The organism is Nocardia sp. (genome assembly GCF_025465275.1).
Classification (GTDB): domain Bacteria; phylum Actinomycetota; class Actinomycetes; order Mycobacteriales; family Mycobacteriaceae; genus Nocardia.
Genome location: NZ_JAODNK010000043.1, coordinates 37,101 through 59,850, shown reverse-complemented (window position 1 = coordinate 59,850; position 22,750 = coordinate 37,101). Strand labels below are relative to the sequence as shown.

Annotated in this window: 20 protein-coding genes and 1 pseudogene; 12 read left to right on the top strand and 9 right to left on the bottom strand. The window is 66.4% G+C overall.

Annotation, left to right across the window (positions count from 1 at the left end; all coding sequences use genetic code 11):
* Window positions 1-49: 49 nt before the first annotated feature.
* A complete protein-coding gene (locus tag JWN03_RS09720) occupies window positions 50-1,201 on the bottom strand; it encodes an MFS transporter (protein WP_441342961.1) in 1,152 nt (383 codons plus the stop codon).
* Between the two features lie 218 nt (window positions 1,202-1,419).
* Between JWN03_RS09720 and JWN03_RS09715 the strand changes: the two genes are divergently transcribed.
* Complete coding sequence (locus tag JWN03_RS09715) at window positions 1,420-2,091, top strand: FadR/GntR family transcriptional regulator (RefSeq protein ID WP_297612863.1); 672 nt, start codon at window positions 1,420-1,422, stop codon at window positions 2,089-2,091.
* Between the two features lie 191 nt (window positions 2,092-2,282).
* The gene (locus JWN03_RS09710) at window positions 2,283-3,749 is read left to right on the top strand and encodes an MFS transporter (protein ID WP_297612860.1); all 1,467 of its coding nucleotides are present in this window, start codon (window positions 2,283-2,285) and stop codon (window positions 3,747-3,749) included.
* 69 nt (window positions 3,750-3,818) lie between these two features.
* Here JWN03_RS09710 and JWN03_RS09705 read toward each other — a convergent pair whose 3' ends face one another.
* The 3 genes from JWN03_RS09705 to JWN03_RS09695 all read right to left on the bottom strand — a co-directional run bounded on the left by JWN03_RS09705 (window position 3,819) and on the right by JWN03_RS09695 (window position 7,229).
* A complete protein-coding gene (locus tag JWN03_RS09705; RefSeq protein WP_297612939.1) occupies window positions 3,819-4,673 on the bottom strand; it encodes a TIGR02569 family protein in 855 nt (284 codons plus the stop codon).
* 228 nt (window positions 4,674-4,901) lie between these two features.
* Complete coding sequence (moeZ, locus tag JWN03_RS09700) at window positions 4,902-6,089, bottom strand: adenylyltransferase/sulfurtransferase MoeZ (RefSeq protein WP_297612857.1); 1,188 nt, start codon at window positions 6,087-6,089, stop codon at window positions 4,902-4,904.
* 168 nt (window positions 6,090-6,257) lie between these two features.
* Window positions 6,258-7,229 carry a DUF3152 domain-containing protein gene (locus JWN03_RS09695; RefSeq protein WP_297612938.1) on the bottom strand — a complete coding sequence of 324 codons (972 nt, stop codon included), beginning with the start codon at window positions 7,227-7,229 and terminating at the stop codon, window positions 6,258-6,260.
* Window positions 7,230-7,734: 505 nt separating this feature from the next.
* Here JWN03_RS09695 and JWN03_RS09690 point away from each other — a divergent pair.
* Together JWN03_RS09690 and JWN03_RS09685 are read left to right on the top strand one after the other, a co-directional pair.
* Complete coding sequence (locus tag JWN03_RS09690) at window positions 7,735-8,400, top strand: TetR/AcrR family transcriptional regulator (RefSeq protein WP_297612854.1); 666 nt, start codon at window positions 7,735-7,737, stop codon at window positions 8,398-8,400.
* 120 nt (window positions 8,401-8,520) lie between these two features.
* Entirely contained in the window at window positions 8,521-8,748 is a 228-nt protein-coding gene (locus JWN03_RS09685) for a DUF3107 domain-containing protein (RefSeq protein WP_297612851.1), read from the top strand.
* A 194-nt stretch (window positions 8,749-8,942) separates the two neighbouring features.
* On the opposite strand, the gene JWN03_RS09680 is transcribed toward JWN03_RS09685, so the two are convergent.
* The gene (locus tag JWN03_RS09680) at window positions 8,943-9,644 is read right to left on the bottom strand and encodes a ferritin-like fold-containing protein (RefSeq protein WP_297612848.1); all 702 of its coding nucleotides are present in this window, start codon (window positions 9,642-9,644) and stop codon (window positions 8,943-8,945) included.
* Window positions 9,645-9,750: 106 nt separating this feature from the next.
* Between JWN03_RS09680 and JWN03_RS09675 the strand changes: the two genes are divergently transcribed.
* A complete protein-coding gene (locus JWN03_RS09675) occupies window positions 9,751-10,506 on the top strand; it encodes a hypothetical protein (protein WP_297612845.1) in 756 nt (251 codons plus the stop codon).
* On the opposite strand, the gene JWN03_RS09670 is transcribed toward JWN03_RS09675, so the two are convergent.
* Window positions 10,503-11,561 carry an alpha/beta fold hydrolase gene (locus JWN03_RS09670; protein ID WP_297612842.1) on the bottom strand — a complete coding sequence of 353 codons (1,059 nt, stop codon included), beginning with the start codon at window positions 11,559-11,561 and terminating at the stop codon, window positions 10,503-10,505. The genes JWN03_RS09675 and JWN03_RS09670 overlap by 4 nt on opposite strands.
* Before the next feature lie 528 nt (window positions 11,562-12,089).
* Between JWN03_RS09670 and JWN03_RS09665 the strand changes: the two are divergent.
* The 4 genes and pseudogenes from JWN03_RS09665 to JWN03_RS09650 form a co-directional block, all read left to right on the top strand.
* A pseudogene (locus JWN03_RS09665) lies at window positions 12,090-13,634 on the top strand (DEAD/DEAH box helicase); the annotation flags it as partial.
* A 2,130-nt stretch (window positions 13,635-15,764) separates the two neighbouring features.
* The gene (locus tag JWN03_RS09660) at window positions 15,765-16,988 is read left to right on the top strand and encodes an Rv3212 family protein (RefSeq protein ID WP_297612840.1); all 1,224 of its coding nucleotides are present in this window, start codon (window positions 15,765-15,767) and stop codon (window positions 16,986-16,988) included.
* Window positions 16,989-17,084: 96 nt separating this feature from the next.
* Window positions 17,085-17,693 carry an acid phosphatase gene (locus tag JWN03_RS09655; protein ID WP_297612837.1) on the top strand — a complete coding sequence of 203 codons (609 nt, stop codon included), beginning with the start codon at window positions 17,085-17,087 and terminating at the stop codon, window positions 17,691-17,693.
* Window positions 17,690-18,175 carry a GNAT family N-acetyltransferase gene (locus JWN03_RS09650; protein WP_297612834.1) on the top strand — a complete coding sequence of 162 codons (486 nt, stop codon included), beginning with the start codon at window positions 17,690-17,692 and terminating at the stop codon, window positions 18,173-18,175. The genes JWN03_RS09655 and JWN03_RS09650 overlap by 4 nt, the downstream gene beginning before the upstream one ends.
* Before the next feature lie 89 nt (window positions 18,176-18,264).
* Here JWN03_RS09650 and JWN03_RS09645 read toward each other — a convergent pair whose 3' ends face one another.
* Window positions 18,265-18,702, bottom strand: a complete 438-nt coding sequence (locus tag JWN03_RS09645; protein WP_441342958.1) for a hypothetical protein — start codon at window positions 18,700-18,702, stop codon at window positions 18,265-18,267.
* A gap of 206 nt (window positions 18,703-18,908) precedes the next feature.
* Between JWN03_RS09645 and JWN03_RS09640 the strand changes: the two genes are divergently transcribed.
* Window positions 18,909-19,847: a diacylglycerol/lipid kinase family protein gene (locus JWN03_RS09640; RefSeq protein WP_297612831.1), complete on the top strand. Its 939-nt coding sequence runs from the start codon at window positions 18,909-18,911 to the stop codon at window positions 19,845-19,847.
* 259 nt (window positions 19,848-20,106) lie between these two features.
* Entirely contained in the window at window positions 20,107-20,361 is a 255-nt protein-coding gene (locus JWN03_RS09635; protein WP_067659745.1) for a WhiB family transcriptional regulator, read from the top strand.
* Window positions 20,362-20,640: 279 nt separating this feature from the next.
* Here the strand turns inward: JWN03_RS09635 and JWN03_RS09630 are convergent, their stop codons facing one another.
* Together JWN03_RS09630 and JWN03_RS09625 are read right to left on the bottom strand one after the other, a co-directional pair.
* Entirely contained in the window at window positions 20,641-22,155 is a 1,515-nt protein-coding gene (locus JWN03_RS09630; protein ID WP_297612823.1) for a sensor histidine kinase, read from the bottom strand.
* A gap of 178 nt (window positions 22,156-22,333) precedes the next feature.
* Window positions 22,334-22,549, bottom strand: a complete 216-nt coding sequence (locus tag JWN03_RS09625) for a biotin/lipoyl-binding carrier protein (protein WP_297612820.1) — start codon at window positions 22,547-22,549, stop codon at window positions 22,334-22,336.
* 89 nt (window positions 22,550-22,638) lie between these two features.
* Here JWN03_RS09625 and JWN03_RS45780 point away from each other — a divergent pair, with 89 nt between their 5' ends.
* Entirely contained in the window at window positions 22,639-22,713 is a 75-nt protein-coding gene (locus JWN03_RS45780) for a 50S ribosomal protein bL37 (protein ID WP_371865352.1), read from the top strand.
* Window positions 22,714-22,750 lie beyond the last annotated feature (37 nt).

Genomic DNA, 22,750 nt, shown 5'->3' with positions numbered 1-22,750 from the left:
CGAATAGCTCACCCGTCGGCAACTCGGGAAGTGAATTCGCCGAATTCGCTCAGTCCCAGGTGTCTTCGAGCATGCGCGGCTTGCACGCCAGCCAGGCGCCGGCGAGCAGCACCAGCACCGCGACCGACAGCAGCGCGAACGGCGCCAGCCAGCCGCCGGTCATCGAGTGCAGTGCACCGAAGAGCACTGGACCCAGGCAGGCCACGGCATAGCCGACGCCCTGGGTGAAGCCCGACAGCGCGGCCGAACCGACGGAGGTGCGGGTGCGCAGATTGATCAGGGTCAGCGCCATCGGGAAGGTCGACGGACCCAGGCCCAGCAGCAGCACCCACACCAGCGGCGCGGCCATCGGGGCGATCAGCAGCCCGGCGAAGCCCGCGAAAAAGAAGCCGGCACAGGCGATGACGACCGGGAACGGATTGACCATGCGGCCCACCACAATCGGTGCGCTGAGCGCCGCGACCAAGCCGATGAGCGCGAAGATGCCGACCATGCTGCCGCCGAAGGAGGCGGTCGCACCGGCATCGGAGAAGATCTTCGGCATCCAGGTGAACATGGAATAGGTGATCAGCGAGGTCATGCCGAACATCAGCGCCATGCCCCAGGCCAGCGAGGACTTCCACACCCTACCGGTGGATTCGACTGCTTCGGCGGGCATTTCGGTGCTGTCCGCGCGGGCGTGATCGCGGCGGATACGCAGCACACCCAGCCACGGCAGCATGGCGATGAGCGGCAGAATCGCCCACCACCCCAGCGAAATCCGCCAGCCGTGCGACTGCGCGATCGGCACGGCCACCAGCGCGGGGACCACCGTGCCCAGCTGCACCATAACGATGTAGACCGAGCTCAGCAGTGCCAGTCGATCGGAGAAATACCGCTTGACCAGCGGCGGAATCACGACATTGCCGATGCCCATACCGGTCAGCGCCAGCGCCGAGAAAACCAGCAGCTCCCAGGTCTCGGGGACCACCGCGCGAATCGCGGACCCGGCGGCGGTCATGCCCATCGCGACCAGGGCCGTGGTCTCCAGGCCGAGTCGCCGCGACAGGATCGGGGTGAGCAGGCCGGCGAGGGCGAACATGGCGGTCGGGATCATGCCGAAGACGCCGACGATGGCGGTCCCGTAGCCGATATCCGAGCCGATGCGGTCGGCCAGCGGGGTGAATGCGGTGACGGCGATACGCAGGGTGAGCGCGGACATGACGATCGCGGCGAGTACGAGCAGCCGGCCCTCGACGAGGGAGCGCTTGCGGATCGTGCGATCGACGACGGTCTCCTGCGGTTCCGCAGCGGAACGGCCCCGGGAGGGGGCCGTCTCGTCGTGCAGCGTCTCAGCACTCAGCGTCACAGTCACTACGAAATCATAGGATGACCCGATGATGTGATGCAAAGAATGTGAGGCACGGTACGCTGTCTCCCGTGCAACCAGTCCGGCGCACCAGCCTCATCGCCCAGGTAACCGAGCAGCTGCGTGCCGAAATCCGTTCCGGCCGTTGGTCCGTCGGCTCGCGTATCCCCACCGAGCCGGAGTTGACCGAACTCACCGGAACCGGCCGCAATACCGTCCGCGAGGCCGTCCAGGCACTCGTGCATGCGGGCATGCTCGAACGCCGCCAGGGCTCGGGGACCTATGTGATCTCCACCTCAACGCTCGGCGGCACCCTCGCCGAATATTTCGCCGATGCCCAGCAGCGCGACATTCTCGAATTGCGGCAGGCCCTGGACACCACGGCAGCGGCCCTCGCCGCCCAGCGCCGCGACGCCGGCGATATCGCCGACCTCGAACGACTGCTGGAGGATCGCCGCGCGACCTGGGACGACAATTTCGACGCCGCCATCGAGGCCGATGTGCAGTTGCACCGCGCCATCGTGGTCGCCAGCCACAATGCGGTGTACCTCGAGTTCTACGACTCGCTGCTGCCCATCATCGAGGCCGTCATCCGCTCCCGCTCCGAAAAGGCGGGGGCGGCCTACCATGACGAACACGCCGAACTGGTGCTGGCCGTCATCGACGGCGACCCGGAACGCGCTGCCCGCGCGGCCAATTGCTTCCTCAGCTCGCTGATCGCCGAATTTCCGGACGCCCGATAAATCCTCCGGGTAACCGGAAGGTCACCGTGTGCGGCACCGGAAGGTGAGCCGGAATTACCTCTGACGTCACCGAAAAACCCCTGCCCGTAACCAGTACTTCGTACGGTGAACGCGACCGCAGGGACCTTCTCCCGGAACACATTCGGAAGAACACGATGAGGGCGGTCGACAGTGCGAGAGGAACACTGCTGATGGCAACCGTAGAGGCGCCGGAGTCCACTTTCCGATATCAGCAACGAGGTCGGTGGATCGATCACTGGGAGCCGGACAATAATGAATTCTGGGAGAACGGCGGACAACAAACTGCCCGCAAGAATCTGATCTTCTCGGTATTCGCAGAAAATCTGGGGTTCAGCGTCTGGGTGCTGTGGGCCAGCGTCGTCACGGTCATGGGTTCGGCCGGATTCGACTTCCTCGCCGGACTCGGCAAGGGCAATCCCACCGCGGTGAGCAATGCCCTGCTGCTCACCTCCATGCCGACCCTAGTCGGTGCGGCACTGCGCATTCCGTACACCTTCGCCATCCCGCGCTTCGGCGGCCGCGCGTTCACGATCTTCAGCGCCGGCATGCTGCTGATCCCTACCCTCGGCCTGGCCTGGTTCATCAACCAGCCGCACACTCCCATGTGGGTGTTCGTGGTGCTGGCCGCGATCGCCGGTGTCGGCGGCGGCAACTTCTCCTCGTCGATGGCGAACATCAACTTCTTCTTCCCCGAGGGCAAGAAGGGTACGGCGCTGGGCATCAATGCCGCGGGCGGCAATCTCGGTGTCGCACAGACACAGCTGTTCGTACCGCTGATCATTACCCTCGGCACACACATCATGGCCAAGAACGCGGGCGGTTACCGGTTCGGCATCACGCTGGCGGTGCTGATGTGGATTCCGTTCATCCTCATCGCCATGGTCGGCGCGATGCGCTACATGGACTCCCTCTCCGGCGCCAAATCCGATGGGACGTCGTACAAACTGGCGCTCGTCAACCCGCACACCTGGGTGATGGCCGTGCTCTACGTCGGCACCTTCGGGTCCTTCATCGGCTACTCCTTCGCCTTCCCGACACTGCTCAAGTCCAATTTCCCGGACCTGGCCAAGATCGGCTGGATGGGAACGCTCGGCAATCTCGCCTTCCTGGGCGCGCTCGTCGGCTCCATGAGCCGGCCGTTCGGCGGCTGGGTCTCCGACAAGCTCAGCGGAGCGAAGATCACCCTCTACGTATTCGGCGGAATGGCGGTCGCGACCCTGCTCATTATGGCGTCGCTGTCGGCGAAAAGCTTTCCGCTGTTCCTGATTTCGTTCCTGTTGCTGTTCGCGCTCTCCGGGGTCGGCAATGGTTCCACCTATCGGATGATCCCGATGATCTTCACCGCGGAGGCTCGTCGCCGGGCCTCGGAGACCGGGCAGGACATCAGCGTCGCCCTGACCTCGGCCAAACGGCAGGCCGGCGCGGCCATCGGTGTCATCGGCGCGGTCGGGGCCGCGGGCGGCTGGGTACTGCAGCAGGCCCTGCGCCTGTCGGGCCTGCACTACGGCAATATGAACCCGGCCTTCTGGGGCTACGTTGTCGCCTATCTCGCCATGGGCGGGCTGACCTGGTGGTTCTACCTGCGCTCCTCCTTCGCCACCAGTCGCGCACCCTCGCTGGCACACGCCAACGTGTAGCACTTCGTCTGGAAATGACTGTCGCGCCGAGCAATTCGCTCGGCGCGACAGTCGTTTCGGCGGATTCGCCTACAGCAGCAGGCGGATTCGATCGGCGGTGCGGCCCAGGCCCGGGAAGGCCTCCGGGGTCGAGCGGGGGTGCAGCGCATGCACCGCGAGGCGGAACATGACCGCGCGCACCAGCATTTGCGGCCACTCGGGCAGACTCCCCCAGCGCTCCAGCAGTCCGTCGTCGGCGCCGCCCCACGACAGCGCGTCGACCACTATCACCGCCGCGGCCCAGGGGGCTGGCCGCCAGTACGGGGTGATATCGGTGAGACCGGGCGCGAGCCCGCCGCCGGCGAACAGCACGGTGCCGAAGAGATCGCCGTGCACCAGCTGCGGCGGCGTCGCCACCGGCTTGCGCAGGGTCGAGAGCTGAGTGATCAGGTGCAGGCTGCGGTCACCGTCGGGTGAGGTGGCGGGCAGCATGCCGCCGACCTTGAGGCTGCGCAGCGGCACCGCCTCCCAGGCGGCGCGATCGGCCGCGGCGAAGACATCGACATCCACCCACGGTGCGACCGGCGCCTGCGCCAGGAACCGCGGGCGTTCCAGCTGCTGCGTCACCTTGTGCAGTCGCAGCGACAGCGACACCACCTCGTCGTGCCGCGGCTCCGGCACGCCGTCCAGGTAAGTGTCACCACGCCAGCCGGAGACAACATATCGACCGTCGGTGGCTCGCACGGGGCGGGCCAAACGCAGCCCGTCCACCCGCAAGGTCTCACGCACCTTCGCCGACCATGCCGCACGCGCATGGTCGGTCACCGGGCTCAGCACCACATCGCCGCACCGCCAGCCGCCGTCCCAGTTCCCCAGCGGAACCGGCGCGACCTCACGCAACCCGAAGGTCGCGCGCACGTGCTCGGGAGGTTCCACAGCAGTCATGGTCACGCGCGTACGCTACCGCCGCAACACATACCGAATCGGATGCCGCGCCGGGCGACCGCTCGGTCTCATTGCCCGAGTGCCGGCAGCATCCGACGACGTTCTGCCCCTTCGCGATTCCGGCGCTGTTTCGGCCGAAATCTCCGGGTGACGCGGTTGGTCACCGTGGATCCCGGCCAAAAGCATGCCGGGATGACGGAGTGGGTCAGCACCGCAGGACGGGGCTGGTCAGTAGACGGGGAGCGAGGGATCTACCTGGTTGGCCCAGGCGATGATGCCGCCCTGCAGGTGGGTGGCGTCGGAGAAGCCCGCGTTCTTGAGTGCGGCAAGGGCTTCCGCGGAACGGATACCGGTCTTGCAGTGCAGCACGATCGGGCGGTTCTGCGGGAGCTCGGCCAGCGCCTCACCGGTGAGGATGCGGTCCTTCGGGATCAGGGTCGCGCCCTCGATGCGGACGATGTCCCACTCCACGGGCTCGCGCACGTCGATGATCGCCACATCCTTGCCCGCGTCGAGCATTTCCTTGAGCTCGCGGGCGGTGATGGTGGAACCGATGGCCGCCAGCTGACCTTCCTCGGACACCACGCCGCAGAAGGCGTCGTAGTCGATGAGTTCGGTGATCGGCTGCCGCTCGGGATCGCGGCGCAGCTTGATGGTCCGGTAGGTCATATCGAGTGCGTCGTAGACCATGAGGCGGCCCAGCAGCGGGTCACCGATACCGGTGAGCAGCTTGATCGCCTCGGTCACCATGATCGAGCCGATGGACGCGCACAGCACGCCCAGTACGCCGCCCTCGGCGCAGGACGGGACCATGCCCGGCGGCGGCGCTTCGGGGTACAGATCGCGGTAGTTGAGGCCACGACCGTCGGGGGCGTCCTCCCAGAACACCGATACCTGACCCTCGAACCGGTAGATCGAGCCCCACACGTACGGCTTGTGTGCGAGTACCGCGGCATCGTTGACCAGGTAGCGGGTGGCGAAATTATCGGTGCCGTCCACGATCAGGTCGTACTGCTCGAACAGCTCGATGGCGTTCTCGGGCTCGAGGCGAATCTTGTGCAGCCGCACGGTGATTCCGGAGTTGATCTCCAGAATCGAATCACGCGCGCTGTCGGCCTTGGAACGGCCGATATCGGATTCGCCGTGAATGATCTGCCGCTGCAGATTGGAGGCGTCCACCTCGTCGAACTCGACGATGCCGAGCGTGCCCACACCGGCGGCCGCCAGATACAGCAGGGCCGGGGAACCGAGGCCACCGGCGCCGATCACCAGCACCCGGGCGTTCTTCAAACGTTTCTGCCCATCCACCCCGAGATCGGGAATGATCAGATGGCGGCTGTAGCGGGCGACCTCGTCCTTGGTCAGCTCCGCGGCCGGTTCCACCAGGGGCGGCAGGGACTGATGCGATGCTGTCACGCTTGCGGACTCCTCAATCGAATTCGCCGACTACTCGCGGCCACACGTGCAACACCGAGGACCGGGCCGTTCTTCCCCAGCCTAGGTCGCACCTGCCGAGCCGATACTCCCGGGCCAGCCCTCCGCCTGATCTCTTTCAGTTCCCGAATGCGGCAGCGGGGACCGGGCCTAACCGCGCGGGTACGGCCAGGGGTTGAAGCGGCACTTCTTGCCGTCCATGGGCACGACGCCCGCGGGGTCCAGGGTCGCGATGTCGTTATTGCGGGTGCCGAAGGTCTGCTGCATCATCACCGGGGCCAAGCCGCCGTCGGTCTCACACGGCTGATGCTCGTGATAGCCGATGGCGTGGCCGACCTCGTGGTTGATCTGGTACTGCCGGTACGAGCCGACATCACCTTCGAAGGCCAGTGCGCCGCGCACCCAGCGCACCTCCGAGAGCACCACGCGACCGAGATCGGTGTTGTAGCAGGAGGAGTCGATGGGGATTTCGAATCCGCAGGCCTTGCGCGTGGTGTCGCGCGAGGTGAGTGAGACGCGGAAATCCGGATTGCCGTTGTCGATGCGGTGGAAGCCGAAGCGCGAATCATGGGTCCAGCTCTTGGGATTCGACAGCGTGGCATCGACCATATGGCCGATCGCATCGTCACCTCCGAGGCTGGAGGTGTCCACGCCGTCCTCGATCTCCACCGTGTAGGAGAAGACGTGCTCGGAACCGGTGCCCACCTGGCCGGTGCTGCCCGGCACCACATGCCAAGCGCCCGTACCGATATCGGTGTACGGGCCGCCGCCGGGCACCGCGCCGGTGGGCAGGTCGGCGGCGAACTTGCCGTCGCCCTTGGGCGCACCGCCGATGATCCCGGCGGGCTTGTCGGTGTGATCGCTCAGCCGGCCGAAACCGGGCAGATCCGCGACACTGTCCGGGCCGCTGCGGAAGGCGTCCACCGCCACCAGCACCGTGACCGCCAGCAGTACCGGCAGCGCGTAGGCACGCCAGCCGTAAGTGGAGACGAAGCGGCCGAGCCCGCTCTGCTTCTTGGCCTCACGGTCCGGGCGCTCACGGGTGCGGGCATCGTCGGGTGTCGCGGTCGGGTCCCAACTGGCCCGCAGCGGTTCGTGCGGGAGCGGCAGACGGTCGCCGATGGTCGCCGGAAGTCCGGATTGTCCGGGCTGCGGTTCGCCGCGCTCGGCGTACAAACCGAGCGGATCGTAAATCGGGCCGGTCGGTCTGCCTTTTCGTTTCGATGCACTCTTCGAGCCACCGGAAACCGCTGGGCGTGGCGCACCGGCTGCTACGGGTCGGCGTGAATCGCGCCCGCCGGAGTATCTGCCCCCATCGTCGGTCACGCTCACAGACTCTCACAGAGCGCGCGGACGCGGTCAGCTGCCGTCGCACGGACAGCGACAGATCTCACAAATCGGGACAAGTGCTTCACATTTGTGACCGGGCTCGCATAATCAATCCAGCACGCGCATTTGCCGGAGCAACGGCCACCACCGCGCGTATCGACAAATATCCGGTGCGGATCGCCAACATCCAGCACACCAATATTCGGAACCTGGATCAGCACGGACCCCTCGAGCGAGTATCGTTCGGGGGATACCCGGCGACATCCTTTCCGCCGGTAATCGACTGGGAGATCGGAAAATGACTGACCTCGTGGACCGGATGACCGCTCACCGCACGTCATCCGAGGCTACGGCGCCGACAAAGCGCGGCACCCGACTGCCCCGCGAGGCCCGTCGCGCACAGCTGCTGGCCGCTGCGGGTGAGGTTTTCGTACTCCGCGGCTACCACGCCGCCGGCATGGACGAGATCTCGCAATGTGCAGGCGTCAGCAAACCCGTGCTGTACCAGCACTTCTCGAGCAAACTCGAGCTGTACCTGGCCGTGCTGCAGAACTATGTCGACGCCCTCGTATCGAGCGTGCGCCAGGCGCTGCGCTCCACCACCGAGAACCGGTTCCGCGTCCGCGCGGCCGTGCAGGCGTACTTCGACTTCGTCGATCACGAAACCCAGGGTTTCCGACTGGTATTCGAATCGGACCTCACCAATGAGCCGCAGGTTCAGCGGCGCGTGGAACAGGCCACCGAAGCGTGTGTGGACGCGGTCTTCGACCTCGTCGCGCATGACTCCGGCCTGGATCCGTACCGCGCCCGCGTGCTCGCGGTCGGTCTGGTGGGCGCCAGCCAGTTCAGTGCCCGCTACTGGCTCGAGGCCGATCGGCCGATCCCCAAGGACGAGGCTGTGGACACCACGGTCGCGCTCTGCTGGGGTGGCCTCTCGCACATCCCGCTGCATCCGATCGACTGAGCATCCGATCGACTGAGCAGGCTCGTTCGCTCAGAGCGCAGGGCGGTGTCTGCCGGAGCTCCATGCGGCTGCACTAGCCTTGGCGTGGACAGCACAGGACTCTAGGTTCGGAGGTTGGCCGTGGAGGTCAAGATCGGTATTTCGGATAGCCCACGTGAGCTGATCATCAACAGCTCGCAGACGCCCGCCGAGGTGGAGGCACTGGTTTCCGGTGCACTGCAGGGCGAGACCGGCGTAGTGGCGCTGACCGACGAGAAGGGCCGCAAGTACCTGATCCAGGCCAACAAGGTCGCGTACGTCGAGATCGGCGCTGCGGCCGCCGGCCGGGTCGGCTTCGCCGCCGTCTGACGAGCACAAAGCAATTGCACTCCCCCGCCTCTCCGAACCTTTTGCCGACCGGATAGTGCCGGAAGACTTGCGTTGCGGACTGGCGGGTAGCGAGTGGGGCGCTTTTGCCCGTACCCGGGGAGTTACCCAGCCCTTGCGAAATAAGTTGCCCCGCTGAGAATCTCAGCGGGGCAACTTGTTTCGGGAGGGGGTCGCTAACCCAAACCCAGGACGCGCATGCGCTCGGCGTGGCTGTCCTGCATGTGCTCGAAGAGCACGGCGATGCCGTTCAAGTCTCCGGTCGCGGTGAGCACCAGTTCGGTCAGCTCGTCGCGCTGGGCCATGACGTACTGCGCCTGGGTGATGGCCTCACCGAGCAGGCGGCGTCCCCACAGGGTGAGCCGGTCGCGCTCGGAGCGATTCTGCTCGACCGCGGTGCGCACCTCTTCGATGACGAATTCCGAATGGCTGGTCTCGGCCAGCACATCGCGCACCACATCGGCGACCTCGGGAGCCAGGGCGCCGGCGATCTCGGTATAGAAGTCGGCGGCGATACCGTCACCGACATAGAACTTGACCATCGACTCCAACCAGGTGGAGGGGTCGGTGGAGGCGTGATAGGCGTCCAGGGCGCGGACGAACGGGGCCATGGCGTCGAATACTTCGGCGCCACGGGCGGCGAGTGCCAGTTCGAGCGTCTCGAAATGGCCCATTTCATTGGCGGCCATCTTGGCGACGGCGACCTTGCCGCGCAGTGAGGGCGAAAGTTTCGCCTCTTCGGCCAGACGATAGAAGGCGGAGATCTCACCGTAGGCGAGAACCGCGAAAAGGTCGGTGACTCCGGGGTGACTGGCGGCGACCCGGTCGTCGGCCGATTCCGACGCGGCGCCCAGCGCAGTAGACGAGTTTGCTCCCATGGCCCCCACCCTAGTCCGCGTTCCTGAACGCCAATCACCCATCGGCGAGACATTGCGCGGCGTACCCTCGAAATATTCGGAAGGCCTTGCGCCACTGGAGAACTCCATGCCATCCGCAATTCAGAACCTGGTAGTCCTCGGCGACTGCCTGGACGGCGAGAACTGGGCCGATTTCCTGGTCGAATGGATAGGCGGCGAACCGCAACGGAGCCGCACCGACGGCTCACCGGTGCTCGGCACCCACACCGCGAATCTCGCGCCCGTGCGCTATGCCAACTATGCCGTGGGCGGCGCCTTCGCGCTCTGCTGTTTGAAAGATCAAGTGGCCGAATACATCGCGGCCCGCCGGGCGTTGACGGCGAAAACGAAGGCGCGCACCGCGCAGCACCGGTTCACCGGGCAGACGCTGCACATCATCTGGATCGGACTCGATGATCTGATCACCGGTACCGGTGTCGGGCCGCTGATCGAGGACATCTATCGGCTGGTCAATTCCATTCCGAATTCTGTCCCGACGAATCCCGGGAACGAGCACTTCATCCTCATCGATCTGCCCAGTCCCATGGTGTCTGTGCCGGTGCCGGTGAAGAAGGTCTCCGAGTTCAACGATGCTCTCGGCCACTTGGCCACGCACTGGCCGCCGCCCGGCCCCGGCCCGGGAGACGGACCGGGCGCGACGCCGGCCAATATCTCGCTCGTGCGCATGTCCGACTGGATGCAGGTCGTCTCGGACAATGCGAAGACCTTCGAACTCATCGCCCGGCAGATCACCGATGTGCTGGTCGCCAAATACACCCTGGGCACACTGAATCGGCAGTCCTGGCCCGAAATACGGCCGTTCCCAACGATTCCCGGGATCTAGGACTGATCGCGGAGGAACTTGTCGAGGTAGGTCCAGGTGGTGTCGCGAGCCGAGAGCAGGCCGAGGTGGGAACCGGGTGCGGTCTCGTATCGCACCTCCGGCGATCCGGTCAGCGTGGTGCGGCCGTGCTCCACCGCCGCGGCGGGGGTGATCACATCGGCAGGTCCGCCGACCAGCAGCACCGGCACGGTGACATCGGCGAGGGCGATGCGACGATCGCCGAAGTGCACTACGCCCTTGCCGATATCGTTGTTCAACATGAACCGGCCCCACAGCTGGTTGTAGAACCGGCCCGGATAGCCGGGCAGCGAATTCTGGAAACGGTCGATGGTTTCCATGCGCGCCAGCGTCGCGGTATCGGCCAGATTGCTCGCAATGAAGAAGGGGCGCTTGAGTTCCCGGTCCCACGCGGTGGCGCGGTAGGCGATGCGGGTCAGCTGCGCGGAGACGCCGCCGGTGGCGCGAATGGCGGCGGTGGCGGTGCGGCCGCCGTCCAGCCGGGCCAGTGCGCGCAGTTCCCGCACGCCCACCATGTGGTCGTAGCTCAGCGGTGCGCCGACGGCGGTGATGGAACGGATCGGCAGCGTCTGATCCGCGGCGGCGGTCAGCAGCGCCAAGACGCCGCCGATGGACCAGCCCACCAGATCGACCGGGCGGCCGCCACGATCGGCGGAGACCTGCCGGATGGACTCGGGCAGGAGGTCGTCGATCCAGTCCTCGAAGCCCATGCGGCGGTCCTCGAAGCCGATATCGCCGTAATCGACCAGGTAGGTGGCCCGGCCGGTGTCGCGCAGGAAGCGCGCCATGCTCTGGTCGGGGCGCAGATCGAAGCAGAAGGCGGGCGCGGCCAGCGGCGGCACCAGCAGTACGGCCGGATCGTCCACCCCGGCACCGGCCGGAAAGTCCGCGTCGATACCGTCGTAGCGGCGCAACTCCCGATGCGGTGCGACCGATACCACCGTCGACGGGGTGGATTCGGGTTCACCGATGCCGGTGCCGAAGGTCAGGGCCCACGCATTGCGTGCGGCGGTGCTCACGGTGTCTGCCAAGCTCACTCGCACAACTTCGCACATACTGCTACAGCTTGTAACACCTATGTGAGCAATCCAACTGTCGACCAGGCCGGGTATACTGGACCTGCGGGCCAATTGTGGTGCGGCGCAATCCTTAACGCGGCTGCGAAGTTCCCTCGAGGCGGCGGCGATATGTCGCAATCGCGCCTACCAGCGTTATCCCGCCGGCCAATTGCGGTGGCGGAAAAAGGGGCGAAGACCGTATCACGCTACAATCTCCGCAGACAACGGAAATTTTCGCCCGAACGAGTTTGCCGGATACACCGTGAACCGGTGCTCGGGCGGCCGTAGTCCACGGAAAATGTGCGCGCACTCCGATCCGCAACAGTGTCCGCCGCGCCAGGTCGATGCCAGTCCGATCACCGGATGGGTATCCCGCAGCGGCGACAGAAACCCGGATCAAGTGGTCGTCGCGGACCGACCGGTCCGCCCCACCTCGTGCGCGCGAGACGCGATAAAACGAGGAAGGCACGAACCCTGAGCAAGATCACCGTAGAGCAGGAGCCGGGCGTGGCGGACACGCTACTGACGGCGGAGCTCGACGAAACCCACACTGCCCCCACTTTCGCCGAACTGAATGTCAACCCGGATATCGTTCGCGCGCTCAGCGAGATGGGCATCGAACGCACCTTCGCCATCCAGGAACTCACCCTGCCGCTCGCGCTGGCCGGTGAAGACCTCATCGGCCAGGCCCGCACCGGCATGGGCAAGACCTTCGGATTCGGTGTGCCGCTGCTGCATCGCATCGGCTCCGCCACGTCGGGGACCATTCCGCTGGACGGCACCCCGCGTGCGCTGGTCATCGTGCCGACGCGTGAGCTGTGCATGCAGGTCACCTCGGATCTGGAGAACGCCGCCAAGTACGCCACGTCGCAGGACGGTGTCCCGCTGCGGGTGACCTCCATCTACGGCGGCCGGCCCTACGACACCCAGATCGCGGCCCTGCGCGCCGGTGTCGATGTGGTCGTCGGCACCCCGGGCCGCCTGCTGGACCTCGCGGAACAGCAACACCTGATCCTCGGCAAGGTCCAGGTCCTGGTCCTGGACGAGGCCGATGAAATGCTCGATCTGGGCTTCCTGCCCGATATCGAGCGCATCCTCAATATGGTTCCGGACCAGCGGCAGACCATGCTGTTCTCGGCCACCATGCCGGGACCGATCATCACCCTGGCGCGCACGTTCCTCAACCGGCCGACCCACATCCGGGCCGAGGAGCCGCACGACTCCACGATCACCGACCGCATCACGCAGTTCGCCTACCGGGCGCACGCGCTCGACAAGAGCGAACTCGTCGCCCGCATCCTGCAGGCCGAAACCCGCGGTGCCACCATGATTTTCGCCCGCACCAAGCGCACCGCGCAGAAGGTGGCCGACGATCTGGCCGAGCGCGGATTCTCCGTCGGCGCCGTACACGGCGACCTCGGGCAGGTGCAGCGCGAGAAGGCGCTGAAGAAGTTCCGCGAGGGCAAGATCGACGTGCTCGTCGCCACCGATGTCGCCGCACGCGGTATCGATATCGACGACGTCACCCACGTGATCAACTACCAGTGCCCCGAGGACGAGAAGACCTACGTGCACCGGATCGGCCGTACCGGCCGCGCGGGGCGCAGCGGTGTCGCCGTCACCTTCGTCGATTGGGACGAGCTGCGGCGCTGGGCCTCTATCGATCAGGCGCTCAAGCTCGGCATACCCGAGCCGGTGGAGACGTACTCCAGCTCCAAGCACCTGTTCGAGGAACTCGGTATTCCTGCGGGCACCACCGGCATCGTGCGCAAGCGCCCGGTCGTCCGTGAAGAAGAGGCCGTGGTCGTGGAGCGCGAACCCCGCGCCCCGCGCAACCGCAATCGCAAGCGCACCCGTGGCGCTCACACCGGCGAGGCGGGCTTCGAGGTCAATACCGTCGAGACCGATTCGACTGCGCCCGAAGGCAATTCGGCCAATGCCGAGGGTTCCTCGGAGCGGCCGGGTCGTCGTCGCCGCCGTCGCGGACGCGGCGGCGCGGACACTGCCGCCGTGAACGGCGCCGGTAGTGGCGCCGTCACCGGTGATGGTGCGGCCCAGGCCGATACCGCCCGGGCAGTCACCGAAGCCGCTCCGCCTTCGGACACTGACGGGGTGCGGAGCGAAGGCCGCAGCCGCAAGCGCAACCGTCGTGGACGTGGGCGTGGGCAGGCCGATACCAATGGCTCGGGCAGCACCACCGAGGTTTCGGACAATAGCGGCACGGAGTCCGGCAGCGTGGTTTCCGACCACACCGCCGAGGTCCCTGCTGTCGCCGAAACCGCCGGCACCGCAATCGCTTTCAGCCATGCCACGGAGAGCCCGGCAGCTGTGACGGCCGACTCCACCGAGCCGGCCAAGCGCTCCGCCCGCACTCGCACGCGCCGCAGCGGCTCGGACGAGACCGTGCGCAGCACCGCGGACACCAACGGCGCGGCCGACGCCACCGCCGATGCCGCAACCGTCGCAGTCTCGGACGGCACCGCCGCTTCCGTTGCCGCCCCGGTGAATTCGACTGCCGCCACCAACGGTTCGGCCGAAGCCGCGGCGGAGCCCGCGAAGCGCACTCGCACCCGGCGCGCCAAGGGTTCGACCGGGACCGGAAACGGCTCGGCCGATGCGCTCGGCACGTCCACCGGTGATTCGCACGCTGCCGACGTCGTGGTGAATTCGACTGCTACCGCGGTCGATTCGGCCGAGGCGACAGCACCGGCGAAGCGCACCCGCCGCACCGCCAAGACCGCGGTCGACACGGCCGCCGTCGAAGCGACCGCGGCTGCCACCGCCGCCGAGGCACCCGTCGTCACAGCCCCCGCCGCGGGGGTCACGACAGCCGATGCGGGCGTCGTGACAGCTGATGTAGCGGCACCGGTGCAACGCGCCGGTCGCCGCCGGGCCAGCCGCCCGGCTTTGGCTCCGGGCGACGTCGCCACCGATACCGCAGCTGCCGCAAGCGATTCCACCATTGCGGCCGACACGGTGGAAGCAACCGCGAGCGAGCCGGTCAAGAGCACAGGCCGACGGCGCGCCAGCCGTCCGGCCCAGGCACCCAGCGATGCGGTGAGCGGATCCGCGACTGCCGCAGGCAGTTCCGTGGAATCCACTGCCGTGGTCGCCGGTGGCGAACCCGCCCCCGCCAAGGGTCGCCGTCGGTCCGCATCGACGCCTGCCACTGAATCTGCTGCTGCGGCAAATGGTTCCGGCGAGCTCGCGGCTGCCGCGATCGTGGAGAGTGCGGCTCCCAAGCGCACTCGCCAGAGCGCCAAGTCTGCCGCTGACTCGAATCCTGTTGCGGCCGAACCTGCGAAGCGGGCGGGACGTACCAAGTCCGCCGCTGCGGCCGACGTTTCCGAGACCGCTGCGGCCGAGACCGTTGCGGCCGAGACCGTTGCGGCCGAGACCGCGAAGGCCCCGGCACGCAAGAAGGCCGCCAAGGCCGCGGTCGAAGTTGTTGCGGCCGAACCGGTGAAGACTGCCGGACGTAAAAAGGCTGGCAAGGCGGCAGCCGAGGACAGCAGCACGGCCGAAGCTGTCGCCACCGTGCCTGCCAAGGCTGCCGGAGCCAAGAAGTCGGGCAAGGCCGCGATCGAGAGTGCTGCCGAGGTTGCTGCCGAACCGGTGAAGGCTGCCGGGCGCAAGAAGGCCGCCAAGACCGCCGAAGCTGTTGTGGCCGAACCGGTCAAGGCTCCGGCGCGCAAGAAGGCCGCCGCCGAAGCTCCGGCCGAGGTTGTCGTGGCCGAACCGGTCAAGGCTCCCGCACGGAAGAAGGCCGGTAAGGCTGCCGAGGCTCCGGCCGAGGCTGTTGTTGCCGAACCGGTCAAGGCTGTTCGCAAGCGGGCGACCAAGCCCGCCACGGAAGCTGCGGCGAGCCCTGCCGTGGTGGAGGCTGCCGAGCCGGTAAAGCGGGCCAAGCGCGCCACCAAGGTCGCGGCTGAGGTTGCCGTCGAGGCGGAGGCCGTCAAGGCTCCGGCGCGGAAGCGGGCCGCGCGCAAGGTCGCTACGGCGGATGTCGAGCCCGTGCATGCGGTGGCCGACTCGGCCGCTGCCGGCAACGGCTCCGGCGAGACCGCTGCCAAGCGGCCGCGACGGCGCAAGGCCGAGGTGAACGGCGAATCCTCCGGGGCCGCAACCGACACCGCTGTCGCCGCCTCGGCGTAGCGGCACGGATCGGCTAGTCTCGCTGTCGTGCTCGCACCAGAGCGGCGAACGCGCGCCGATATTCTGACCGCTGTCGCGATCGTCGCCCTGGTGGCGATCGCGACAGCGCTGGTCTGCTGGCGCAGTGATGTGCGTGGCACCGCATCGGCGACCACGAGTCAGACCCTCACCGCACCATCCACTCCCGAGCAGCTCCCCAAGGGAATGCGCGAGCTGTGGCATGCGCCGGATGCGGCGACCGCCCGCGCGATCGCCGTGGGCGGGGTCGCGGTCACCGCCGACGACGGCGATGTGACCGGTCGCGATCCGCAGACCGGGCAGCAGGTGTGGAAGTACCACCGCGATATGCCGCTGTGCGCAATGGAATCCCAGTTCGGCACGGTCATCGCCACCTATCGGGACCAGCGCGGCTGCAGCCAGACCACCATGCTCAATGCGGAGACCGGCACCCGGATCACCGCGCGGTCCAGCTATATGGACGAGTCGATCGAACTGTCCGTGGACGGCACCTACACCCTGGCGCAGGGCAGCGACCGGCTCGAGATGTGGCGTTCGGATCTGGTGCGCACCCTCGAATACGGCAAGGTCGACGCCCCGGTCAATCCGCGCACCCAGCCGCGCTCCGGCTGCACGCTGGTCTCGGCGTCCTCGGCGCCGAGCCGGCTCGCGGTCCTGGAGCGCTGTCCCAATGACGGTGCCGACCGGCTCACCGTTCTCAATCCCGCGCCCAAGGACTCCACCGTCCCCGAGGAATACAACACGCACGTGCTGACCGAGCCCGGCGGCGCGGTGGACGGTGCGCGCGTACTTGCGGTGTCCGACAGCCGAATCGCGCTCTACCTGCCCGGAAGCGGCACCACCGCACCGCAATTGGCGATCTACGATATGTCGGGTAATTCCATTGCCACCCACCAGCTTTCCGCGCCGCTCTCGAACCAGGCATTGGTCAGTCACCTGAGTTCCGCCTACTTCATCTATACCGGCGAGAATCTGATCGCACTGAATGCCACCACATTCGATCCGCTGTGGGGCGTGCAGCACGTACTCGGCACTCCCACACTCCTTTCCGGCCAGCTGCTGGTTCCGGTTCCGGACGGCCTGGTCGCATTGGATCCCGGCACGGGTGCGCAGACCAACCGGATCTCGGTGCAGCGCAGCGATTATCACAACGAACCCATTTCCCTGGCCGCTGTAGGTCCGACCATTCTCGAACAGCGCGGTACCGCGCTCTACGCGCTCGGCGCCGGTTAGCCGCGTACCGCCGTACGTCCTGGGCGCCGACTGCGCCGCGAGCCCTTTCCGTGCGCCGATGCCGGAGTCGCGAGGATTGTCAGGCATGATCGACTCGTGTCCGCACACGATTTTCGGCTGATATTGCTACGACATGGCGAAACGGAGTGGTCGGCTTCGCGCCAGCACACGGGGCGCACCGATATTCCGCTGACGCCCGCCGGGGAGGAACAGGCCCTCGCTGCCGGGAAATTGCTGGCCGGGCTGAACCTGCACGATCCGCTGGTGTTCAGCAGCCCTCGGCAACGCGCCACCCGCACCGCGGAATTGGCCGGTTTGACCGGAGTGCACATCGACAATGATCTGGCCGAATGGGACTACGGCGAATACGAGGGCCTGACCACGCTGGAGATCCAGCGCATGGCGCCCGACTGGACCATCTGGACCGGCGTCACCCCCGAAGGCGAAGACGCCGGGCAGGTGCGCACGCGCGCGGATCGGGTCCTGGCCTCGGTACTACCGGAACTCGCGAATCGCGATGTGGTGCTGGTCGGGCACGGGCATTTCTCGCGGGTGCTGATCGCCCGCTGGGCGGAATTCGATGTCATCGAGGGCCGCAGGTTCTTCCTGTCGACGGCCGCGATCACCGTGCTCGGCTACGACTACCACGCGCGAACAGTGCTCGCGCACAACCTGACCGCACAGTTGGAAGGGCCCCAGCGATGATCCGCCGCGCCACCCCCGCCGATATCCCCGCGCTGGTGGAGCTCGTCTACGACCTCGCCGACTACGAGAAGCTGCGCGAGGAGTGCACGCTCACCGCGCAGCAGCTCGAGACCGCGCTGTTCGGCCCGAACCCGGCCGTCTTCGCGCACGTCGCCGAGGGCCCGGGCGAGATGGGCGTGGCCGGCTGCGCCATCTGGTTCCTGAACTACAGCACCTGGACCGGCGTGCACGGCATCTATCTGGAGGACCTGTTCGTCAAGCCGGAGACACGGGGGCTCGGGCTCGGCCGCGATCTGCTCGCCGCCCTGGCGCGCGAGGCCGTCGAGCAGGGCTACAGCCGGGTCGACTGGTCCGTGCTGGACTGGAATACGCCGTCCATCGACTTCTACAAGGCCCTCGGCGCGGTGGCCCAGGACGAGTGGACCGGGTTCCGCCTCGCAGGCCACGCACTGAGCCGCCTGGCCGCGCACGCCGACGACTGAGCCGATCCGGAACTCGGCCAGGATCGGGCCGCCGCAAGCCCGCTATGGAGCGTTCAGCACGCTTTACGCACCGCCCCCGGACGCTCGTCCTACTCCGGGGGAAGGTCGTACCCCGCGGCCATCCACCGATTGGACGCGGGCGCGAACAGCAGCACCAGGCCGGCAATGGCGACCGCGCCGAACGGAACCGCGAGATCGAGGCGGTCCGAGGTGACCATGAACCAGGCGACGCCGAGCAGCAGCAGCTGTGTGATCACCGCGATGGCCCGGCCCCAGCGACGGCCGCGCCACAGCCCCAGCCCCGCCGCGAGCACCGCGCCGCCGACGATCACCGCGTAACCCGCGGTGAGATAGCTGTTCTTCGCATTGTGCGCGGCCCCGTCGACACCCATCACCACGAAAACGATCCCCGCCACCACGGCGGCCGCGCCCTGCACCGCCACCAGCGCACCCGCCGCTCGCACCGTCGTCGGCGCCACCTCGATTTCAAACGGCGCGTTCTTCTCGCCGGAGTTCTGCTCAGCCACACGCCAAGCCTACGACCGTGTGTCGTTCTCGAGCCCACCCGCACTCCCCCCATGAATTTCGAGAAACAGCACCCGAAGGTTCGTGGCCCGTCTCGTTCTGGACTGAGCGGAAGCAGGGAAGAACGAGACTCCAGGGCCACGAACCCGCCCGGAGCGAAGCGGAGGGCAAATAAACACAGCAGCGAAGCGGAGGCAAGATAGACACCGTGCGAACGCTGCTGATCGTGAATCCCAATGCCACCTCGACCACTCCGGCGACTCGCGATCTGCTCGCTCACGCACTGGAAAGTCGCACCGAGCTGACCGTTGTGCACACCGAACGGCGCGGGCACGCGGCGGAACTCGCAGAGTGGGCCGCCGATAATCGGATGGACCTGATCGTGGTGCACGGCGGCGACGGCACGGTGAACGAGACCATCAACGGCTTCCTGCCGCTGCCGGACGCGCCGCAGCGCGAATGGCTGCCGCGGCTGGGCATCATTCCGGGTGGTTCGGCGAATGTGTTCGCGCGCTCGCTCGGCATCGAACAGGATCCGGTGACCGCCACCAATCAGCTGATCGATCTGCTGGCGGCAGAGACGGATCGGCGCATCGGCCTCGGTCTCGCCGACGACCGCTGGTTCACCTTCAGCGCCGGCGTGGGCCTGGACGCCGATGTGTGCGAGGCCATCGATGCCAAGCGCGCCAACGGGAAAGCTGCTACACCCGCACGTTATCTGCGCACCACGGTCAGGCAGTTCTTCAAGGCCGCGCGCAGTCTTCCCCAAGTGCGCTTGGAGATTCCGGGTCACGAACCGGTCACGGATGTCCACTACGCATTCGTGACCAACACCAGTCCGTGGACCTACCTCGACAACACGCCCGTTCGCACCAACCCGGCGACGACCTTCGAATCCGGTCTCGGAGTGTTTGCCATGCGCACCATGGGGATCGTGCCCACCCTTCTGATTGCCCGCCAGTTGCTGGCAGTCGATGGAAACCCCAAGGGCCACAAATTGTTTCGCGAAGACGACGTGCCCGCGGTGCGTGTCGTGGCCACCGAGCCCCTCGGGCTGCAAATCGATGGCGACTTCATTGGTCGGCGCAACATGGTGAATTTCACAGCCGCAACGGATATCCTCGATGTGGTCGCGCCGAAGCCCTAGACGGCTCGACACACCTGAGAAACCTTGCGGTTGCGCTGCGAAAACCCGCACGACCGAGTACAAATGGTTCGGCAGGCCCGCCTTGCAGGGGCCTTACAGCGTGAGCTTCCCCACGGTGCACTAGGTATCTATTGACATCTACGGTGTTCGTGAAAGCATTCACAAGCAACCGTGCGGAAACATTCGAGACGCACAAGTGAACGGACCACAAACCCGAGGGGCAGAGCCATGCGGCATGCCCTAGCAAAGGAGCAGAGGAATGGACTGGCGCCACAATGCCATCTGTCGCGACGAGGACCCTGAGCTGTTTTTCCCGGTGGGTAACAGTGGTCCTGCGCTCGCGCAGATTGCTGATGCCAAGCTGGTCTGCGCTCGCTGCCCCGTCACCGCCGATTGCCTGTCCTGGGCCCTGAAGTCCGGGCAGGACGCTGGCGTGTGGGGTGGGATGAGCGAAGACGAACGTCGTGCACTGAAGCGTCGCAACGCTCGAACGCGTACCCGCACCGTCGTCTAATCAGCTAGACGACTGGCGCTACGGCCGATCAGCCTTACGGCCATAGCGCAATTCAGCCCGGCACCACATGGTGCCGGGCTTTCGTGTCTGTACCGCCTCTCCGAACCTTTAGCGCACGGCTGAGATCCGTTATCTGTTATGCACGCGTAGTGCGGTTGGGTACATACCCGATTTTGGGGGTACCCGGGGAGTTACCCGGATCTCACGAGATCAGTTGTTGCGTTCTTGGACAAGAACAATCCCGGTGAATAGGTTTCGGGCTTTATTCAGGACATATCTTCAGCGGGCCGAACGGCGGCCGAGGGGGACGCGCAGGACCGCGTCGGTGCCGATGTCGGCGCCGGGGTGCAGGCCGATGGAGCCGCCGAGTTCGGCGGTGACCAGGGTGCGGACAATTTGCAGGCCCAGGCGGTCCGAGGCTTCCAGACTGAAACCGTCGGGCAGGCCGCGGCCGTCATCGCTGATGATCACGTCCAGCCAGCGGGCGGAGCGCTCGGAACGGATGGTGACCGTACCGTTCTCGCCCGCATCGAAGGCGTGTTCGATGGCGTTCTGCACCAATTCGGTGAGCACCATGACCAGGGGGGTTGCACGTTCGGCGGAGAAGACCCCCAGCGAGCCGGCCCGGCGGACCTTGATGCGCGCGGTGTGCACCGTTGCCACATCGGCCATTATCGGCAGCAGGCGGTCGACCACCTCGTCGAGATCGACCTCCTCGTCGACCGACATGGACAGCATTTCGTGAACCGACGCAATGGAAGTCACACGCCGGACCGATTCGGTGAGCGCCAGTCTGGCCTCCTCGTTCTCGGTGCGGCGGGCCTGCAATCGCAGCAGCGCGGCGACCGTCTGCAGATTGTTCTTCACCCGGTGGTGGATCTCACGAATGGTCGCGTCCTTGGACAGCAGCGCGCGGTCGCGGCGCTTCACCTCGGTGACATCGCGGACCAGCACCGCCGCTCCGCCGAGATTGCCGTTCGGGCGCAGTACCAGGGTGCGCAGCAGTACCGTCGCCCCGCGCGCCTCGACTTCCATTCGGCGCCCGGCCTTTCCGGCCAGGGCGGCCTGGATATCGCCGACCACCTCCTGCGCGTCGAACGGATCGGTGATCAGCGACCGGGTGGTGAGCGCCAGATCCTGACCGACCAGATCGTTCTGCAGACCCATGCGGTGGTAGGCCGAGAGCGCGTTCGGGCTGGCGTAAACCACGATGCCGTCGGTGTCGAGACGGATGAAACCGTCACCGGCCCTTGGGCTGGAGTGCGAACCGGTGCGATCCTCCAGCGTCGGCCAGGTGCCGTCATTGACCATCTGGCACAGGTCGTCGGAGGCCGCCATGTACGCGATCTCCAAGCTGGAGCGCATCTTTCGGCGCTGCACATCGGTATCACGACCGAGAATGGCGATCACATCGTCGCCGACGCGCACCGGAATCGCCTCGCGAATCGCGTGCACCGGCTGCGGGTGATAGACGCCGGAGACCTCCGAATCGGTGTCCACCCGCACGATGTCATTCGTTTGCAGGGCCTCGAAGATCTGCGGGTGCATCTCCTTGGTCGCCTGCGAACCGACCAGATCTTCCGGGTGCACGGTGGGGGCGGTGGTGGGGCGGGCCTGTGCGACGCACACCACTTCGGCGCCCTCGGCTATCGGGCCGGTCCCCACCCAGAGCAGCAAATCCGCGAAGGAGAGGTCGGCAAGTAACTGCCAATCCCCCACCACACGTTGAAGATGATCGACGGCGGCACCCGGTAGGTCGGTGTGCTCAGCCAGTAGATCGCTCAGTGTCGACATTCACCCTCGCTCCTCTGATACCCACAACATTGGGTATCTTCCCACGCTCCCATGTTCGTGGCCCGTCTCGTTCTGGACTGAGTGGAGCGGGGGAGCGCAGCGGAGGAGCGGAGGGAGGGAAGAACGAGACTCCCAGGGCCACGAACCCGCCGGAGCGAAGCGGAGGCCGAAGATACCGTCAGCTGATGACGGCGATCAGGTCGTCCTTCTGGATCACATCGCCGGGCTTGACGTTGATGGAGGCAACAGTGCCGTCGATCTCGGCCACGACCGGGATCTCCATCTTCATCGACTCGAGGATTACCAGCGTGTCACCCTCCTTCACCTGATCGCCCACAGTGGCGACGATCTGGTAGACGGTGGACACCATCTCCGCGAGCACTTCCTCGGCCATGAGGCTCCTTGTTTCCGTTGACCCTGTATCCGATGAAGGTACAGACAACCACACATGAAAGAATGCCATGAACAGAAGGGAGACTACCCATGGGTAAGCGTGGCCGTAAGAAGCGCAGCCGGAAGAAGAACGCAGCCAACCACGGCAAGCGTCCGAACGCCTGAGTTGCAGTACCTAGCTCCAAAAGCACTGAGCGGCACC

Bases quoted from the DNA above. Each gene is read 5' to 3' on its own strand.
- JWN03_RS09625 (WP_297612820.1), bottom strand. From the start codon at position 22,549: ATGGCCGAGGAAGTGCTCGCGGAGATGGTGTCCACCGTCTACCAGATC.
- JWN03_RS09675 (WP_297612845.1), top strand. From the start codon at position 9,751: ATGCCATCCGCAATTCAGAACCTGGTAGTCCTCGGCGACTGCCTGGAC.
- JWN03_RS09650 (WP_297612834.1), top strand. From the start codon at position 17,690: ATGATCCGCCGCGCCACCCCCGCCGATATCCCCGCGCTGGTGGAGCTC.
- JWN03_RS09710 (WP_297612860.1), top strand. From the start codon at position 2,283: ATGGCAACCGTAGAGGCGCCGGAGTCCACTTTCCGATATCAGCAACGA.
- JWN03_RS09635 (WP_067659745.1), top strand. From the start codon at position 20,107: ATGGACTGGCGCCACAATGCCATCTGTCGCGACGAGGACCCTGAGCTG.
- JWN03_RS09630 (WP_297612823.1), bottom strand. From the start codon at position 22,155: ATGTCGACACTGAGCGATCTACTGGCTGAGCACACCGACCTACCGGGT.
- JWN03_RS09705 (WP_297612939.1), bottom strand. From the start codon at position 4,673: ATGACTGCTGTGGAACCTCCCGAGCACGTGCGCGCGACCTTCGGGTTG.
- JWN03_RS09690 (WP_297612854.1), top strand. From the start codon at position 7,735: ATGACTGACCTCGTGGACCGGATGACCGCTCACCGCACGTCATCCGAG.
- JWN03_RS09720 (WP_441342961.1), bottom strand. From the start codon at position 1,201: ATGTCCGCGCTCACCCTGCGTATCGCCGTCACCGCATTCACCCCGCTG.
- JWN03_RS09680 (WP_297612848.1), bottom strand. From the start codon at position 9,644: ATGGGAGCAAACTCGTCTACTGCGCTGGGCGCCGCGTCGGAATCGGCC.